The organism is Rhodococcus sp. MSC1_016, assembly GCF_023667485.2.
Lineage (GTDB): Bacteria > Actinomycetota > Actinomycetes > Mycobacteriales > Mycobacteriaceae > Rhodococcus_F > Rhodococcus_F oxybenzonivorans.
Map to the genome: position 1 here is coordinate 190,515 of NZ_JAMOZI020000002.1, position 15,995 is coordinate 206,509.

Here is a 15,995-nt window from a genome sequence, read left to right on the forward strand (position 1 = left end):
CCGTAACCACAGTGATCTGACTACAGATTCGTGGCGAGGTTTTGAGGAAGCTGCTCGCCCCGCCGATGTGTTCACCCAAAGCTACCGACTGTCCGGTCAGTCGTATTCCTTGGTCGTCCGTGTTTGCTCTCTGCGGGGCCGACTCACCGTCGCGGGGACGGACAGCCACTCGCGGATCGCTTCGGATCCGCTGTCGAGGGCGGGCGGGGGCACGTCGTGGCTCGCGGGCGTGTGGGAGAACTCGAGGGGGTGCCGCACTGTCGGCATTGCATCCGGCCCACTCCCGATGGTCACGACCGGATCCAGGCCCAACTCGCGGGCAGATCGGACTCCCCCGGCGACATCCTGGATCGGGGCGACCGGCACCCGACAGCCCCGCAATCGTGCGAACCAGTCCGTGGACGTACTCATGCGCATCGCCTTCCGCAGAATCGGACGCAACTCCACCCGGTTGACGCTGCGCGCGGACGCCTCCGCGAACCGTGGGTCTTCCGCCAGTTCGGGCACGCCGATCTCGTTACACAAGCGGCGGAATTGACTGTCGTTCCCGACCGCGACGATCAGTTCGCCGTCGGCGGTGGGGAACGGTTCGTAGGGGTAGATGCTCGGATGCTCGTTGCCGATGCGGGTGGGCACCACCCCGGCCAACGCGTAGGCACCGGTCTGGTTCACCATGGCCGACAGTGCCGACGACATCAGGTTGGCCTCGACTCGCTGTCCCTGACCGGTTCGTTCACGGTCTTGCAGAGCCGCGAGGATTCCGACGCAAAGATGCAGTCCGGTCATCACGTCGAAGACGGCGATCCCGCTTCGGTAGCCCTCGGTATCAGGGCTGCCCGTGATGCTCATCAGCCCCGACATTCCCTGCACCAAAAGGTCGTAGCCCGGCAGGTCGTCTCCACCGTGGCGGCCGAACCCGGTGACGGACGCGTACACCAGTCCCGGGTTGTCCGCGGCAACGGACTCGTAGTCGAGGCCGAACCGGTCGAGGTCGCCGGGCTTGAAGTTCTCGACCAGCACGTCGGCGCGGTGGATCAACTCCTGTACCACCGCCCTATCGTCGGCGTTCCGAAAGTCGAGCCTGATGGAGTGTTTGTTTCGGTTCAGGGAAAGGTAGTAGGTACCGTCATCGCCGCGAACCGGGGGCTTCCAGTTCCGGGTCTCGTCGCCCTCGGGGCCTTCCACCTTCACAACGGTCGCCCCCATGTCTGCCAGTAACATTGTGCAGTAGGGTCCGGCGAGCACGCGGCCAAGATCGGCGACGACGAGTCCGGCGAGTGGTCCTGTCGGGCGGCGGCCGAAGATGTCGCGCCACTGCGAGACCCCCGCGCTCTGCGTTTCGGAGTTCATATTCTTTCCTGTCTCGGCAATAATCCGGGTATGGAGTTGCATCACATTCGGGCGTTTCTGGCGGTGGCCGAGGAGCTGCACTTCGGCCGAGCGGCCGAGCGGCTGAATATCTCTCAGCCACCGCTGACACGGGCGATACAGCTGTTCGAGCATGAGCTGGGCGCTATGCTGTTCGACCGCTCTACGCGGCGGGTCGCACTCACACCGACGGGGCAGGCGCTGCTGGAGCCGGCCGGCGACGTGGTGGCCGCGTGCCGCCGGGTCGAGTGGGTGGCCCAGGCGGCGGGGAAGGGCACAATCGGACGTGTGCGGGTGGCATATGCGGGCGCTTCGACGCACGTGCTTGTCGGCAAGCTAGCCAAGCAGCTGCGGGCGGAGTTTCCCGGGATTCAGCTCGAGCTCCACAGCTCTAACTTCGCTCTTCCTGCGCTGGACAAGGTGATCGACGGTTCCATGGAAATCGGTTTGGGACGGTGGGATTTCGTTCCTGCCGGCATCGCCTCGACAACGGTGGCGGCCGAAGAGCTGGTCATCGCGGTGCCGGAGGAGCACCCCCTGGCCCACCATGGCACGATCGCGATGGCGCAGCTGGCTGGTGAGCCGTTCGTGTGCCTGCCGCCCTACGCAGGGTCGGTGCTCACCGACCGACTGCACCGCCTGTCGCATCGCGCCGGGTTCGTAGTCGAGCCTACTCAGATCGCACCGGAGTCATGGACGCTACTGTCCCTGGTTGCCGCCGGAATCGGTGTTGCGCTCACGCTGTCGACGATCGCGGAGAACGTCGTGCAACCGGGGGTGGTTTTTGTGCCGCTGTCGGACGACGTCGAACCGGTGACGCTGAAGATGGCCTGGCGCGAGAACACTGCCAGCCCAGGCACCGCGAGTGTGCTGGCGGCGGCACGGTTACTGGTTTCCGGGCGGCGACGACAGCACGATTCGTCCGGGCACGCCGCCCGCCGCGAGGCTGGCGAGCGCACCGCTGACGCCTTCCAGGGTTAGATTGCCAGGCAGGATCGGCGGCCGCGGCAGAGTGTTTTCTTTGGCGATCTGCACCAGTTTCTTCAGTTCGTCGAGTGTGCCCACGTAGCTGCCCTGCACGGTCAGGAGCTTGAGCGGCATCAGCACCGTCGGCACCACCATCTCGCCGCCGAACAGCCCGATCTGCACGAGCCTTCCGCCCTTGGCCAGTACGTCGAACGCGATCTCCGCTGTTTGCGTGTTGTTCACGACGTCGATCACGGCGTCGACCGGCCCGCCACACATCGACATCAGGTCGGCCGCGGAATTCTCTCCGTCCGAGCAAAGTGTTGTCCGTGCCCCGGTTTCTGTCGCGATCGCGAGGTTGGCCGGATTTGTGTCAACCGCGCAGATGTTGCGGTGTCCCAGCGCCGCGAGAATGCCGACGACCGTCAGTCCCACTCCTCCGGCACCGATCACCGCGACGGGTGCGTCCGGCGGCAGTGGCAGCACCTTGTTCGCGGCGCTGAACGCGGTGAGCCCGGAACAGGCCAGTGTCGCAGCCCAACTCGGGTCGAGTCCGCCGATGTCTATCAAGTACTTCTCATCCGGAACGGACACGAATTCGGCATACCCGCCGTGCCGGTTCACGCCGAGCGACCGCCCGGAGGTGCAGTAGTTCTCCTGTCCTGCCGCACACCGATGACATTGTCCACAACCGATCCACGGGTAGACCAGGCGCACGTCGCCGACCTCGAGATCACGCACCTCGTGGCCAACCGATTCAACGCAGGCGACGATCTCGTGCCCGAGCACGAGCGGATAGGGAATTCCGCGGTCGGCGAGTCGGAGCTGGCCGCGCCGCCCGAGGTCGTAGTGCCCTTGCTGCAGATGCGTGTCGGTGTGACAGACCCCGGAATGCAGAACACGCAGCCGAACCCCTCGTCCCTCAGGTTCCTGCACCGGAACGTCGATCTGCCGCAGCACGGTGTCGTCTTCCATGACCGCGAAAGCATGCATGACGCGCTCCTCTCGAATCTTGGGTTAAATGCGTCTGGAGTCACATCGTGCCGATAACTCCCAGTGAAGGGAAATACCCGATTCGTAGCGAATTGTTCCTGTTTCAGAAATAGTTCACCGTTCCGCAGGTGGGGGCCAAATTTGCATCAATAGACCGATTCCGTGTTGCGAAACGGGACAGCTTCGTGCCGAACCGAGGGTGTAAACCGACAGATCAGGCCCTTTGATCCTGATTGTTCCGAATATCGGTACGGCGTCGTCCTGCCGATATCCGGCTCGTTCGTCGACACCAGCGCAAGGAGTTTTCGTGTGACCATCGTCAGCCCCGACATCCAGACGACCGCCGAGCTTCGCAGTCATCTCGTCCCCCGAACCCTGTTCATCGACGGCCGCTGGGTGGACACGGATTCCGCGTTCGACGTCGTCGACCACGGCACGGGCGAGATCATCGGGTCCGTCGCTGACTGTACGCCCGCGCATGCCGTGGCCGCACTCGACGCCGCCTCCGCAGCTCAGGCCGGTTGGGCCGCAGTGTCACCGCGTGCCCGTGCCGATCTCCTGCACTCCGCCCACGACGTCATGAGGCCGCACGCGGACGCCTTCACGACGTCCTTACCCTCGAAAGCCGGTAAGCCCCGAGCCGACCCCGCAGCGAGTTTCGCCTCTCCACACAGTTCCTGCGCTGGTTCGCCGAGCAAGCGGCACACGTGCACGGAATCTACTCTCCGTGAGCGCGGGGAACCAGAAACATGCAGCCGATCGGCTAGGTATCGCGCGCTCGACGCTCTACTGGAAGATGCGGGTGCTCGGGATTGACGATTGCCGGTGGGCCACACGTGACACGTGAGCTCTGCAGGTGCCCAGAGCGGCCGTCGTTGGCAAATTCGCGTCCCGCCGACCTCGTGGTTCCGCCTGCGTGAGGACGCTGGGTCGTGAAGGTCAGAGTAAACGATGTCACTGATGGCTATGCAGGCGTACTTGCAGAGTTCAACACCCATGCCGTCGCACTGCAGGCGCGGATCTGAGTGGGAATGCCATCGAGGGTCGGGGCGGGGGCGTTCCCGTGAAAACGGGGTCGGTGGCGGGCAGGATGACTCTCGCCGCGCCCTTGCGGCTGGGCAGCTTCCTCGGCAAGGAACAAAGCCGCACTCTGACCTAGCGATCTGCCGCCTTCTCGGTGCATGGCTTGCTGGTAATCGTTCTACCAGTGGTGCTCTGCAAAGCTGATGGCCTACCCGCCGTCGGTGGCGGGACGAACCTAAAGAGATCGCCGTCGCGAGGATGACCGTCTACAAGCACTTCCGCACCAAAGACGAACTTAATCGCCGCGTGTTTGCCCTACGTTGACGGCCGTAGCCGGACACGGCTGCAAAACGCAGTCCTCGAAGACGCGGCCCCCGTGGAGAAAGTTCTTAATCTTCGACTCGCTCGGCGACTGGTTCGCAACCCCCAATGCCAGAGGATGCGCGTTCGTGAATGCGACAGTCGAACTCGCCGATCCGGAACCTCCTGCAGGAAAGGCCGTGCTGGATCATAGGCACCGCACTCGCGAGTGGATTGCGGAGCTCGTGGCCGCCCGCGGTGTGTCCGACCCCAAATTTGTCGCACGGCAGATCGTCCAGCTCATGGAAGGTGCCGTGGTCCGAATACGATCTGAGCATCTGGACGCCTTGCCCATATGGTCGGACCACATGTGGCGATCGTTCGGATTCGAATACGACGGGCGGTACCTCGTCTTTCAGTAGATGTAGCCAAGGTTGAGCGGACTGGCGGTTCGGCTCGACGAGATCGTCAAGGAGAACCCCGGCGGCGCTGGCTGGTTTCACTGTTTCGACGCGATAACATCCACGTTCCGACGCTATGCGATCCAGAGGCCACACACGTTGAAGATCGACGTCGACGCGCCTAGGCCGGTTGCACACCGACACCGAGCGAGAATGCCCAGTCGGCACGAAAGCACTGTGTCACCGGACGCCGGAGTGAATCACTGAAGCAGATCTTCAGCCGACGCCGTGGTAGAAACTAACGTACGATCGTTCCAGGCGCCGCCGTCGGCCGAACTTGCTTCCATGCCGTCCAGGCAATGCCGTCCAGTACACCGGAAGGACACAGTGGCTCGGGTAACAACGGGGGGAATGCGCACCAATGCCGCCATCCGAGAGGCTGCGGTCCGCCTGTTCTACGCTCACGGATACGAAGCCACGTCGCTACGCACCATTGCCAGCGACGTCGGCATCCAGGTCGGCAGCCTCTACAACCACATCAGAAGCAAAGAAGAACTGCTCGCCGAGATCATGTTGTCGGTTATGGAGGAGCTCCTCGACTCGGCGAACGCGGTACTCGACGGCGCCGAGGGCGGAGCGATAGACCGGTTCAAAGCGGTTGTCGACTTCCACATCCGGTACCACGCCGAGCACGCCCGCGAAGTTTTCATCGGCAATTCCGAACTGCGTTCACTCGGCGGTGACGATTTGAAGAAGGTCCTCGCCAAGCGCGTCGAGTACGAGCAATTGCTACGAAAGCTCGTAAAAGACCTGGAAAGGGAGACCGGCGCCGATGTCCTGGACGTCAAACTGCAAGTCTATTCGATCCTGGCCCAGGGCGCACACGTCTCATCGTGGTATAAGCCGCGAGGACCCAAGACGCTCGACGATACTGTCAGCACCTATATCGCCATGGCACTGAGGCAACTCGGCGTCGATCCCAATTCCTGACCCAGCCCTGCTATCTGGAGCTAACAGACCGCCGAAAATAGGCACAAGCCGCAACTCTGCGCGCACTCACGCATCTATGCGCAGGGCGCGTATCTTTCGATACAACGTCGTTCGGCCGATACCCAGGGCTTCGGCGGCCTTACTCCGATTGCCGGCGTACTGTTCGAGGGCCCGGAGTATGGCTTCGCGCTCGACACTTTCGATCATGGTCCATCGTTGTCTAGACCCAGACTGACGAATATTGGCCGGAAGGTCAGCAGGTTGCACAATTCGGCCGGGTATACGCCGCGCAAGGAGTTCGACAGTGCGGCGCAACTCCGCGAGGTTGCCTGGCCAAGGCGCCCTGATCAGCAACTGCTGCGCTTCCGACGAAAACCGCGTAGTGCGCTCGGGGCCTGACATTCCCGCCAAAATGATTCCGGTGAAAGCCGGGATGTGCTCCGCAATCTCTCGGAGTGCGGGCAGTCGAACGGCCGTACCCAGTTGACTCACCAGTGCGCTCACATGCTCGGGCGCATCCTCGATGTCGACAGTTGCGACGATCGGCACGCTAGTGCACGATCGGCGGGCGAGCGCTTTGATCCGGTTGACGTGGGCAGGCTCGAGATCCTGTAAGTGTTGCAGGACAACAGCACGGCCAGTGTTGAGAGCATCCATCGCAGTAGCCAAACGGGCCTGGGCATCGCCAGGCATCCACATCGCGACGTCGAGCAGGAGCGGGTCGCACTGACCGAAGTTGGTGCGCAGAAAGGCCAAGGCGGTGTGTAGCTTTCCTGTGCACGTTCCGCCAACGACGACCAGACGTTCCCGATGGCGAGCGACTTGCGACAACTGCTCCTCGATTTCAGGCACCGGATGGACAGGACGCGACGAATGGGGGTTAGTCGGCGACACTCTGAAGCTTGGAGCCTTCGACCGTTGCCGGACTGGCCTTGTGCTGCTGTTCTTTTCGGGCAAGATGCGGATCGTGTACGCAGAACCAGTTTCAGGGGCGCCCTTGACTGCCTCAATCTCTGCGTCTCGCCATCCCGATGATAGCGGCACTCGAGTCCGGTGCACTCCGCTGGTCGGAAAAAGCTCATTGAGGTAGATCCAGAGCAACGCGTGGGATTCGGGGTTCAGATACGACAGCCCTGCGGTGTTGGCGAATACGGTTCGCTGGTTTACTACGATCACCGGATCTCGCTTGGTCCGGTCCGCATGCACATACGATTGTATGAGGGCTCGTTCGTGGCCGTCGAGCATCGCGTTGAGATTGCTCTCGATCTGCCGTCCGACATCAACGGTGATCGCGTGCATCAGTGGGTTGGCGTCCTCGGTCTTGGAAGCGAGCGAGAAGACCCCGAGCAAGCGACCCGTAAACGGTTCGAAAACCGGTGTTCCCGAGCAGGTGAGCGGTGCTAGCATCTCGTTGAAGTGCTCATTGCCCTGGACCAGGAGGGGGCGACGTTCGACTAGAACTGTTCCAAGGCCGTTCGTCCCGATTGCTCTCTCGGAGAAGTCGAATCCCTCGGCTGCGGAAACCTTATCGAGTTGGGTACGCTGTCGCGGCTCGTTGACCTTGCGGATCAGAATGTTCCCAGTGACATCGCAGAGGAACATAGCCACCGGAACGTCGGACATGTGCTCTGCCAGCCGCGAGAGCACAGGTATTGCCGCGTCCTGGAGAGCAGAGTTCGTGACGATCCCGCCCAGGTACGGCATCGGCGTCAGTCGTGCGGGCACTGACTCCCCCACGCACCGCCGCCAGCTCCTGTCTATGACCTCCCGGACGCCCAACGTCCGCACTGGCTCGTGGAGCAGCCCCTTGGCGAGCATTTCTCCTTTCGCGCGAAGAATCCGATCCTGATCAATCTGACCGTGCCTGGAGCGAGCATCTCCGGGTGGATTCCCATCACTGCAGCTGTTCATCGATCGCCCTTCGACTACGAACAATCCTCCGCCGTAACGATTAGTCACGTTCGACCATTGCTTCCGTGTACAGACAAGCAGAGCAAGCTTTCTCGAAGCGCATCCTTCTGCGCCTCAAGTTGCACGGCTGCCTGAACAGTTCAGCATGCTTCATCAACGCTACAAACGAACGCTTGCTCGCATAAAAGTACCCTTGCTAGTTCTTCTACGCAAGGACTATGGGCACACGAGGATGCGCTGTCCCCCGGCGCCCCATCGATGCGGTCGAACCAAAGATGTCAGGAGCTTCCCGTCGGCGATCCCCCCATGGCGGCTGTGCTGAGTCGGCTGAGCCCGCATGTTCCCCCCTGCCCTGCACGTGCTTCACGTTTCGCCATGGCGGGCGTTCTCCCCACGATGAAATGAATGCCCGCCTTGAAATCGGAGCGCACTTCAATTTCCATGCAGCCCAGTCGGCAATCGCCTGCCTTTCTCAACCGATCCCGGTACCATCCTTGATCAGATCGACAAGACGGTACTTCTGAACCTTTCCTGTCGGCGTCGTAGGCAACTCCTCGGCATCCATGAATACAACCTTCTTGGGCACTTTGAACTTGGCGAGACCAAAGCGACAGGGTTCCAGAATCTGTTCTTCGGATAGCTCGATACCGGGCTCAGTTACCACCACCGCACAGCCGGCTTCGCCCCAGAACTCATCAGGGATGCCGATAGCGAAGGCCTGGCTCACCCCCGGAATCTTGGTGATAAGATCTTCAACCTCCTTCGGCATGATCAATTCGCCGCCACTCTTGTACAGCTCCTTTGCGCGACCGGTGAGGACAACTCGACCACTGGCATCGACGCGAGCGATATCACCGGTATGCAACCAGCCGTCTCGCAGAACTTCCGCGGTCTCTTCCGGCTTCTCCCAGTACCCCATCATCACAGCGGATGATGAAACGATCAGTTCACCTGTTGTCCCAGCAGGGAGCCGTTCACCAGTGGCTGGATCAGCGGTGGCAACGTGGAAGAGCTGTCCGGAGACGCCCGCAGCCGGTCCAGCGAGCTTGGGGGCACCCACTGTCGTTGAATGGACATCGATGGAATCGTCTGGGTGGGTCATGGTGCAACTCGCGCTCGTCTCCGTCATTCCCCAGGCGGTAACGATGTCGGGGTTTCCTAGAAGCTCCTTCGTTCTCTCCCACACCCAGGCCGGCGCTGCCGCCGACGCCGACATCACTGAAGTGAGCGTGGACAGATCATAGGAAGTCCGCCGCGCGGTTTCCAGAATCGCCACCATCATCGTGGGCACTGCAAGGAACTCAGTCGCCTTGAACCGTTCGACGCTGGCAAGGTAGTCCTCCGCGTCGAACTTCACCCGTGGAACGACCGAACCGCCGACCCACATGGGCGCAAGTACGCCCTCGGTATAGCCGAACGTGTGGTACAGAGGGAGGGACAACAACGTCCTCCACCCGTCTCCCATGCCGCGGGTCAGCGCCGATGCGAACGAACTACGTAACATCCCGTCGTGGGTGTTGAGAACGCCTTTCGGGTGGCCGGTTGTACCCGAGGTATAGAACATATCGCTGGGGTCCTGCGGGACCACCTCTGGAAGCGAAACACGCGGCCATGCGATACTGCCGCTGACAGCAAGGTGCTCAAGCGTCGTCGCCCCAGGACGAACCGGTGCGCCAGTCTGAAAGACCACCACCTCACGCAAGTCTGGGAGCGCCGTCTGGCCACCGTCGGACCATCCAGGCGCAATAGCATCAAGCATCGACAGGTAGTCGATTCCCGAGAACTCGGCCATCGTAACCAGAATGTTGGTGCGAGATTGCCTCAGAACATACTCCAGCTCGGTCTCGCGGTAGAGAAAGTTGAGAGGAACGGCGATCGCGCCCACACGTGAAACCGCGATCCGCAGCGGGAGGTACTCAGGGTAATTTGCCAACAGGAACGATATCCGGTCGCCTCTCGACACGCCTAGTTCGACTAATCCTCGCGCCAGATCAAGCGATTCGTTTCTGACGTGATCGTAGGACAGTTCTACGCCGTCAGACATCACAACGGGACGATCGCTGAACTGCTCGCACATCTTGTCAAACCACTGATGCAGCGTCATCGGCTCCCAAAATGGAACCCTATCCAATAACTCTGAGCGTCTATCGTGCAGCGACTTGGACACAACAATTCTCCTTATACGGGTAGCATGGAGCCGTCAAAACTTCGCGCGCATAGGGATTTTCCGAATTTGAGCAAAGACGACGGCACTCTATTTCGGGGCGTGCGGACGAGACAATCCAACCCACGCGGATACGACCACTCAGTGAATACGTCGCCAGGCAATTGAACCACTGCCGTTGCCTAGGTCGTCGAATACGGCTTCCATCCCCTGGCCGCATTCAAGGCTATCCGCATCCGAGTCCACGAACCGTCCGATAATCCTGACGCCCTCGGTCAGTTCGACCACGGCGACGCCATACGGAACAGAGTTGCTGAACGCAGGATGGAATGCTCTATACATGACCGAATAGGTGTATACCACACCTTCATGAGGCATTTCGGCTGGAATGAACGAAGAACCTTGACACGTGCCACAGATTTCACGCGGCGGCCACTGCACTACTTCACAATCATCGCACCGAGGAACAATTATCCGCCGAACGCTCAAACCTTGGAAGTACTGTTCATACAGAGGACTTCCTGACATCAGGGGAGCCGCCCTGCTGACGTCAACCATGGAATCAACCACTTCTCGCACCTTCTTTGAAATCTAGTTCCAACCTAGTTGTGGAGAATCACTACTGACCCGTCGCTGAAATCACCGAATCCGGTAACTAGGCCGATATGGGCGCCGTCGACCTGGGCTTCACCTGATTCGCCGCGCAACTGTGATACCGCCTCGATGACATGGTTCATTCCGAGAACATGCGCTTGGGAATGAAGCCCGCCATGCGTATTTATCGGCAGGTCACCACCCAGCCCGATTCGCCCATTTTCCACAAATGCCGGAGATTCCCCGCGCCCACAGAATCCCATCTCTTCGAGCTGCCTGAGGACTATGAAGGTGAAACAATCGTAAATTTCGGCGAAGTCGATTTCGTGGCGACCGACGCCGGCCATCTCGAACGCTCGTCCGGATGCTTTAGTGATCCCCATATTCAGGATGTCGGGCCGGCTGGACAGATCATCGGGCGAGTCTGCGTGCCCTTCTGCTCCGCCGGCGATAGCGATTGCCCTGGCCCCAATCGCTCTAGCCTCCTCCACCGACACAACCAGAACGGCCGCGGCACCATCGGTCTCCAGGCAGATGTCGAAGAGATGAAAGGGCTTGACAGGCATTGGGGATGCCCAGTACTGCTCGCTGGTAAGTTCACGACCTTGCATATACGCCTTGGCGTTGAGGTGAGCATGCTTTCGGGTCGTGAGCGCTACTGTCTCCAGTGCGCGAGGATCCGCCTTGGTCTCAAAGAACCAGCGATTGGCGTGGAGGCTGTACCACTGCATAGGCGCAAGTAGGCCAACTGGATTCTCCAAGTTGTTTCGGATCTCAGGTCCTGGGACGTTGCCGACTCCTCCGGGTGACTGGTCCGTGGAGCTGAGCCGATTGGAACTCGAGTAGAAGTTATGACCGGTTGCCACGATCACACGGCGAGCGAGTCCTGCCGCTATTGCGCCCGCTGCCTGAACGATGGCTGCGGCGGGCGATGCGCCACCCATGTGAACGTGTGAGTGAAAACGCAGATCCTTGATTCCAAGTGCGGCAATGAAGTCCTCATTGGTGGGAGTGTCCTTCCACGCCAGAACCACGCCATCGACAGCCGACGTATCGATGCCTGCGTCTCGACAGGCTGCGATCGATGCCTCAAGAATTAGCTGCCGTTCAGTCTTTATCGTTCCCCGGACATACTCCGTCTCGCCCACCCCAGCAATATATGCCCGATCCGTTATTGTGCCAGCCATTTCCTAGGTTCCTCTCATTTACAGCACAAGATCAAAAAGATCGACGACTCTCCAGCATTTCGATACTCACACCGTATCCGAAAATTCGACCCCCAAAAAAGTCAACAATTCTGTTCGTCAACCAAAAGAAGCTCAGCCAATGCCCCCTGGTCGGCGGCGAATCATCAGGCTGCTCTTGAAAGCCATCACCGGCTCGCCTCTCTGGTTGAACATGGTATAAGCGAAGGTCCATATTCCCTGATCTGCCTTTTTCGACGATCGAGAATCGATCAATTCGGCTTCGGGATGCACCGTGTCGCCAATCAGGACGGGGCGCAATGCGCGCACCTCGTCCAATCCGAGCAACGCCACAACGTTGTTGAAATACCGGGTTTGAGTGGTCAATCCGAGGGCAAGTGCGAGAGTCAGTGGTCCGTGCGCGATTCGCTCTCCGAACTGGGTTCCCGATGCGTATTCGTGGTCCAGATGCAGCGAGACGATGTCGCCGGTAAGCCCCGCCCACTGGATCAAATGGGCGTCGGTGATGGTCATTCCGGAGCCACAGAGTACGTCTCCGGGCTGAAGATCCTCCCACCAGAAGTCTGCACGCTTGACTTGGCGGACTGATGATTCGACATGGTTGATTGCCACAGGAGTTCTCCCTTGAGGGTTTGCCGACTTGGCTAGATCAATGCGAGATACTGCGTAATTGACTTGCAGGAGCACGTCGTAGATGGCTGTCGTGCCTTCGATCTATACGTTCCACGACGCGCGCTTGTCGGCACTAGTAGGACCTGGGCAGGCCCAAGCTCGTCTGTGCCACGAAGTTGAGCACCATTTCACGACTGACAGGCGCAGTGCGCATGAGCCGGGCGGTGAACCAAAGCTCCGCAAGACCATATTCCTTGGAGAACCCGTTCCCGCCATGGACCTGGATCGATTGGTCGAGCGCCTTCAATGACGCCTCCGCCGCAGCGAATTTCGCAATATTCGCAGACTCGCCAGCTTCCTGGTCGGAATCGATAAGGGCAGCGCTGCGGTAAGTCGCAAGTCGGGCAAGCTCCACAGCGATATGCGCTTCCGCTAGCGGGTGCGAGACGCCTTGGTGCGCTCCGATCGGCCGCGTCCAGACCTGTCGCTCCTGGGCGTACCGCTGAGCCTTGGAAATTGCATATCGCCCAATTCCTGAGCTCAGCGCGGCAGCCGTGATACGTTCCGGATTGAGGCCGGAAAAGACCTGCCGAAGGCCATCGCCCGGGGTTCCAATGATTGCATTGTCGGCGACCTGGACATTATCCATAAAAACGGTGAATTGCTTGTCCGTTGATGTGAGCACGGTATCCAGTGGCTGTAGGACCAAACCTGGGGCATCGGTTGGCACAATGAACAGCGACAATCGCGGTCGAATATCTGCGGCTATCTCAGCATCTCGTGCTACGACAAGGATCGCCTCAGCCTCGTCAGCCGCCGAGATGTAGTACTTGCTTCCGGTGATGGTCCACCCGCCTTCGTTGCGGCGCGCAGTCGTGGAGACGTTATGACTGTTGGAGCCAGAATTCGGCTCAGTTAGGCCGAAAGCCATGCGTCGCTGGCCAGATGCCAACCCTGGCAGCCATTCTTCCTTCTGGTCCTGCGCGCTGTGCGTCTTGATGATGCATGCACAGATGGCAGACGAGATGATAGGCAGAAGCATCGGAATCCCGTTAGCTGCAAGCTCCTCGATCACCACGACCAACTCGGTGAGGCCCGCACCGCCGCCTCCGAACTCTTCCGGGATGTGCGCCCCCAGGAGACCGGTCCCACCTAGTTCGTGCCACAGCTCCTCAGGTTTCCCACCCGAGCGAGCAAGGTCGAGATAATAGTCAGGCCCATACTTCGCGGCAATCTTCGTTACGGATTCTCGAATGAGCTGATGCTCTGCCGAGTCAGATACTAGACCGGTCACTCTACGCGTCCTCCTTGACCGTTGATTGTTTCAAAATGTTGGACACCCAATCCGGAATTCTTCATCGGCGAATCGGACCGGAATCCGATCTCCCGATCGCGCAACGGCTCAATGAACGAGTGTTTCAGTGGTATCCAAGCCGGCTCCTGTGATCGCTCGTACCTGGAGCTCGTCGAACTTCTCGTCGTCTGCTCTTTCACCGCTGATCAGGCTTCCAACGACGCACCCGATAAATCCGGCAGGCACCGAGAACAGAATTGGGAACGCCAGCGGGAACGGGGCAGTGGTTGACAGAGAATCAGACAGCAGCGGAGCGAGACTCGGCCATACGAGAGGTCCGGTGAAAATCAGAGCGAGGGACGTGATCAGGCCAGACAATGCGCCTACAACTGCTCCGAGAGTACGCATCCGCCGCCACAGCAGAGTCATCATGAGCACCGGGAAATTTGCGCTGGCCGCCGTAGTGGTGGCGAGCGTGGCCAGGAATGTAACGTTCTGGGCGCCGCCGATGACAAGCGTGATTCCCACCGTGACAATGACCAATGCCACCGCCGCGATGCGTCCGACCGTCATCTCTTCTTGTTCGGGTCGGTGGAACGTCTTCGCCCAGAGATCATGTGCGATCGCGCTCGACCCGCTCAGCACCAGTCCGGCGGACACCGCGAGCAGCGTCGCGATGGAGACCGCCACAACGAGTGCAAGCAGCAGGTCCGCCATGAAGCCATCGCCGCCGCCGAGCCACACTGTGAGCGACGGCAAAGCCAAGTTGCCACCCTTTCCGGCCGCCGCTTCGCCCTCTTCACCGAGAGCCGCACGAGCGGCAAGACCGAGGAAGGCTATGAGTACGTTGAATCCGCCGATCAGACTGATGGCCCAGATCGCCGACTTTCGCGCCTGCAGAGCGTCGGGAACCGTGAAGAACCGCATCAGAACGTGCGGCAAACCAACGGCAGACAGGGTCACTGCCACCGCCATCGAGACGATATTCCAAGCACCGCCGAAGGAGTTCCCGCTAGATAGGTAGCGGTCACCGTATCCGCTCTGCTGGACCGCCTGCTCGACAACTGCGAGAGGGTTGGGGTCGATGCGGATAAGCACGAGGACTACTAGTAGGGCTACAACGGCCATGAGGGAAAGGGCTTTGATGATCTGCAACCAAGTGGTGGCAAGCATGCCGCCGAACAGGACGTAGGTGAGCATCAGCACTGCCGCGACCACCACGCCCCACGAGAAGTCGATACCGGCCAATGCCTCCATGAGGACCCCACCGGCCACCATCTGGGCCAGCAGGTAGAAGACGCAGATGAACAGCGTGGAGATCGCGGACACCACCCGGACAGGGCCGGACTTCAATCGGGTGGCCAAAACGTCCGCGAACGTGAACCGTCCTAGGTTGCGCAACTTCTCAGCGATGACGAAGAGCACCATCAGGAAAATGCCGCAAGCGAAGACAGCGTAGATGATCCCATCCATCCCGTACATGTAGGCCAGGCCGGCGTAGCCGAGCAGGGATGCCGACGAAAGGAAGTCACCGGCGATCGCGATTCCGTTCTTCCGGCCGGAGATTCCACCACCGGCAGTCCAGAATTCGGCCGAGGTGCGGGTATGACGCGAGGCGAAGTACGTGGCCACGAAAGTCGTGCCCAATAACAGCACGCTGACCACGACGGCCGTGGTGTTGAAACCGTCAGACATGTTCGATCTCTTCCTCGGAAGGGGCTCCGACAGTGGATGTAAGCGCCTCCGCTGCAAGAACGTCCCAATGACGGGCACGACGCACGTACCAGGTGGTATGTGCCATGATTGCGACGACGTAGCACAGCGCGAGGATCAGTCCGACGCTAAGGCCTGGGAGCGGTCGCTGCGCGGTCAGGCCGGGCGCGAAAGCGGTCACTCCTAGGAGGGAACAGAAGAAGACCGCGAAGATCGGCCAGGCACTGAGGAAGAAGTTGCGGCGGTCTCGGCGTAGTCGGAGCATTGATGGACTGCTCCAGAGTCGACTCCAGTCGACGGTGGGCTTGTTAGGAAGCAGCATTTTTGACCTCTTGTGTCACGTTGGGGAAGGCTCTGAGATGACCGAGAACCGTTTCGTCGTGTGCACTGGCGTTACTCGGCGGGACCCTCTGTGGGAAACGCTGGCAGTTCGAGCGATCGCTTCGCCGGGTATAACCGAC

14 protein-coding genes and 1 pseudogene are annotated in these 15,995 nt (G+C 60.4%); 5 read left to right on the forward strand and 10 right to left on the reverse strand.

Features of this window, described 5'->3' with window-relative positions; translation table 11 throughout:
• Nucleotides 1-96: 96 nt before the first annotated feature.
• Nucleotides 97-1,350, reverse strand: coding sequence for a CaiB/BaiF CoA transferase family protein (locus L1080_RS33205; RefSeq protein ID WP_250775609.1), 1,254 nt, complete (start codon nucleotides 1,348-1,350; stop codon nucleotides 97-99).
• 30 nt (nucleotides 1,351-1,380) lie between these two features.
• Here L1080_RS33205 and L1080_RS33210 point away from each other — a divergent pair, with 30 nt between their 5' ends.
• Nucleotides 1,381-2,349, forward strand: a complete 969-nt coding sequence (locus tag L1080_RS33210) for a LysR family transcriptional regulator (RefSeq protein WP_250775606.1) — start codon at nucleotides 1,381-1,383, stop codon at nucleotides 2,347-2,349.
• On the opposite strand, the gene L1080_RS33215 is transcribed toward L1080_RS33210, so the two are convergent.
• Nucleotides 2,254-3,327, reverse strand: a complete 1,074-nt coding sequence (locus L1080_RS33215) for an alcohol dehydrogenase (RefSeq protein ID WP_250775604.1) — start codon at nucleotides 3,325-3,327, stop codon at nucleotides 2,254-2,256. The two genes, L1080_RS33210 and L1080_RS33215, sit on opposite strands and share 96 nt — an antisense overlap.
• A 396-nt stretch (nucleotides 3,328-3,723) precedes the next feature.
• On the opposite strand from L1080_RS33215, the pseudogene L1080_RS33220 reads away from it, so the two are divergent.
• The 4 genes and pseudogenes from L1080_RS33220 to L1080_RS33235 form a co-directional block, all read left to right on the forward strand.
• Nucleotides 3,724-3,966, forward strand: a pseudogene (locus L1080_RS33220) (aldehyde dehydrogenase family protein); the annotation flags it as partial.
• An 88-nt stretch (nucleotides 3,967-4,054) separates the two neighbouring features.
• Complete coding sequence (locus L1080_RS33225) at nucleotides 4,055-4,174, forward strand: helix-turn-helix domain-containing protein (RefSeq protein WP_374435192.1); 120 nt, start codon at nucleotides 4,055-4,057, stop codon at nucleotides 4,172-4,174.
• Between the two features lie 496 nt (nucleotides 4,175-4,670).
• Complete coding sequence (locus tag L1080_RS33230; protein WP_374435189.1) at nucleotides 4,671-5,072, forward strand: TetR family transcriptional regulator C-terminal domain-containing protein; 402 nt, start codon at nucleotides 4,671-4,673, stop codon at nucleotides 5,070-5,072.
• Nucleotides 5,073-5,462: 390 nt separating this feature from the next.
• Nucleotides 5,463-6,041, forward strand: coding sequence for a TetR/AcrR family transcriptional regulator (locus tag L1080_RS33235; RefSeq protein WP_250775591.1), 579 nt, complete (start codon nucleotides 5,463-5,465; stop codon nucleotides 6,039-6,041).
• 66 nt (nucleotides 6,042-6,107) lie between these two features.
• Here L1080_RS33235 and L1080_RS33240 read toward each other — a convergent pair whose 3' ends face one another.
• The 8 genes from L1080_RS33240 to L1080_RS33275 form a co-directional block, all read right to left on the reverse strand.
• On the reverse strand, nucleotides 6,108-7,766 hold the full coding sequence (locus tag L1080_RS33240; RefSeq protein ID WP_250775589.1) for a sigma-54-dependent Fis family transcriptional regulator: 1,659 nt from the start codon (nucleotides 7,764-7,766) through the stop codon (nucleotides 6,108-6,110).
• A 658-nt stretch (nucleotides 7,767-8,424) separates the two neighbouring features.
• A complete protein-coding gene (locus L1080_RS33245) occupies nucleotides 8,425-10,119 on the reverse strand; it encodes a class I adenylate-forming enzyme family protein (protein WP_250775588.1) in 1,695 nt (564 codons plus the stop codon).
• A 138-nt stretch (nucleotides 10,120-10,257) separates the two neighbouring features.
• Complete coding sequence (locus L1080_RS33250) at nucleotides 10,258-10,686, reverse strand: Zn-ribbon domain-containing OB-fold protein (RefSeq protein WP_250775586.1); 429 nt, start codon at nucleotides 10,684-10,686, stop codon at nucleotides 10,258-10,260.
• Between the two features lie 32 nt (nucleotides 10,687-10,718).
• A complete protein-coding gene (locus L1080_RS33255) occupies nucleotides 10,719-11,858 on the reverse strand; it encodes a thiolase C-terminal domain-containing protein (RefSeq protein WP_250775584.1) in 1,140 nt (379 codons plus the stop codon).
• Between the two features lie 171 nt (nucleotides 11,859-12,029).
• The gene (locus L1080_RS33260) at nucleotides 12,030-12,527 is read right to left on the reverse strand and encodes a MaoC/PaaZ C-terminal domain-containing protein (RefSeq protein WP_250775582.1); all 498 of its coding nucleotides are present in this window, start codon (nucleotides 12,525-12,527) and stop codon (nucleotides 12,030-12,032) included.
• Between the two features lie 133 nt (nucleotides 12,528-12,660).
• Complete coding sequence (locus L1080_RS33265) at nucleotides 12,661-13,821, reverse strand: acyl-CoA dehydrogenase family protein (RefSeq protein WP_250775580.1); 1,161 nt, start codon at nucleotides 13,819-13,821, stop codon at nucleotides 12,661-12,663.
• A 108-nt stretch (nucleotides 13,822-13,929) separates the two neighbouring features.
• A complete protein-coding gene (locus L1080_RS33270) occupies nucleotides 13,930-15,516 on the reverse strand; it encodes a solute symporter family protein (protein ID WP_250775578.1) in 1,587 nt (528 codons plus the stop codon).
• Nucleotides 15,509-15,856, reverse strand: a complete 348-nt coding sequence (locus L1080_RS33275; RefSeq protein WP_250775576.1) for a DUF485 domain-containing protein — start codon at nucleotides 15,854-15,856, stop codon at nucleotides 15,509-15,511. Before L1080_RS33275 ends, L1080_RS33270 begins: the two co-directional genes overlap by 8 nt.
• Nucleotides 15,857-15,995 lie beyond the last annotated feature (139 nt).

Bases quoted from the DNA above. Each gene is read 5' to 3' on its own strand.
- L1080_RS33205 (WP_250775609.1), bottom strand. From the start codon at position 1,350: ATGAACTCCGAAACGCAGAGCGCGGGGGTCTCGCAGTGGCGCGACATC.
- L1080_RS33210 (WP_250775606.1), top strand. From the start codon at position 1,381: ATGGAGTTGCATCACATTCGGGCGTTTCTGGCGGTGGCCGAGGAGCTG.
- L1080_RS33215 (WP_250775604.1), bottom strand. From the start codon at position 3,327: ATGCATGCTTTCGCGGTCATGGAAGACGACACCGTGCTGCGGCAGATC.
- L1080_RS33235 (WP_250775591.1), top strand. From the start codon at position 5,463: ATGCGCACCAATGCCGCCATCCGAGAGGCTGCGGTCCGCCTGTTCTAC.
- L1080_RS33270 (WP_250775578.1), bottom strand. From the start codon at position 15,516: ATGTCTGACGGTTTCAACACCACGGCCGTCGTGGTCAGCGTGCTGTTA.
- L1080_RS33275 (WP_250775576.1), bottom strand. From the start codon at position 15,856: ATGCTGCTTCCTAACAAGCCCACCGTCGACTGGAGTCGACTCTGGAGC.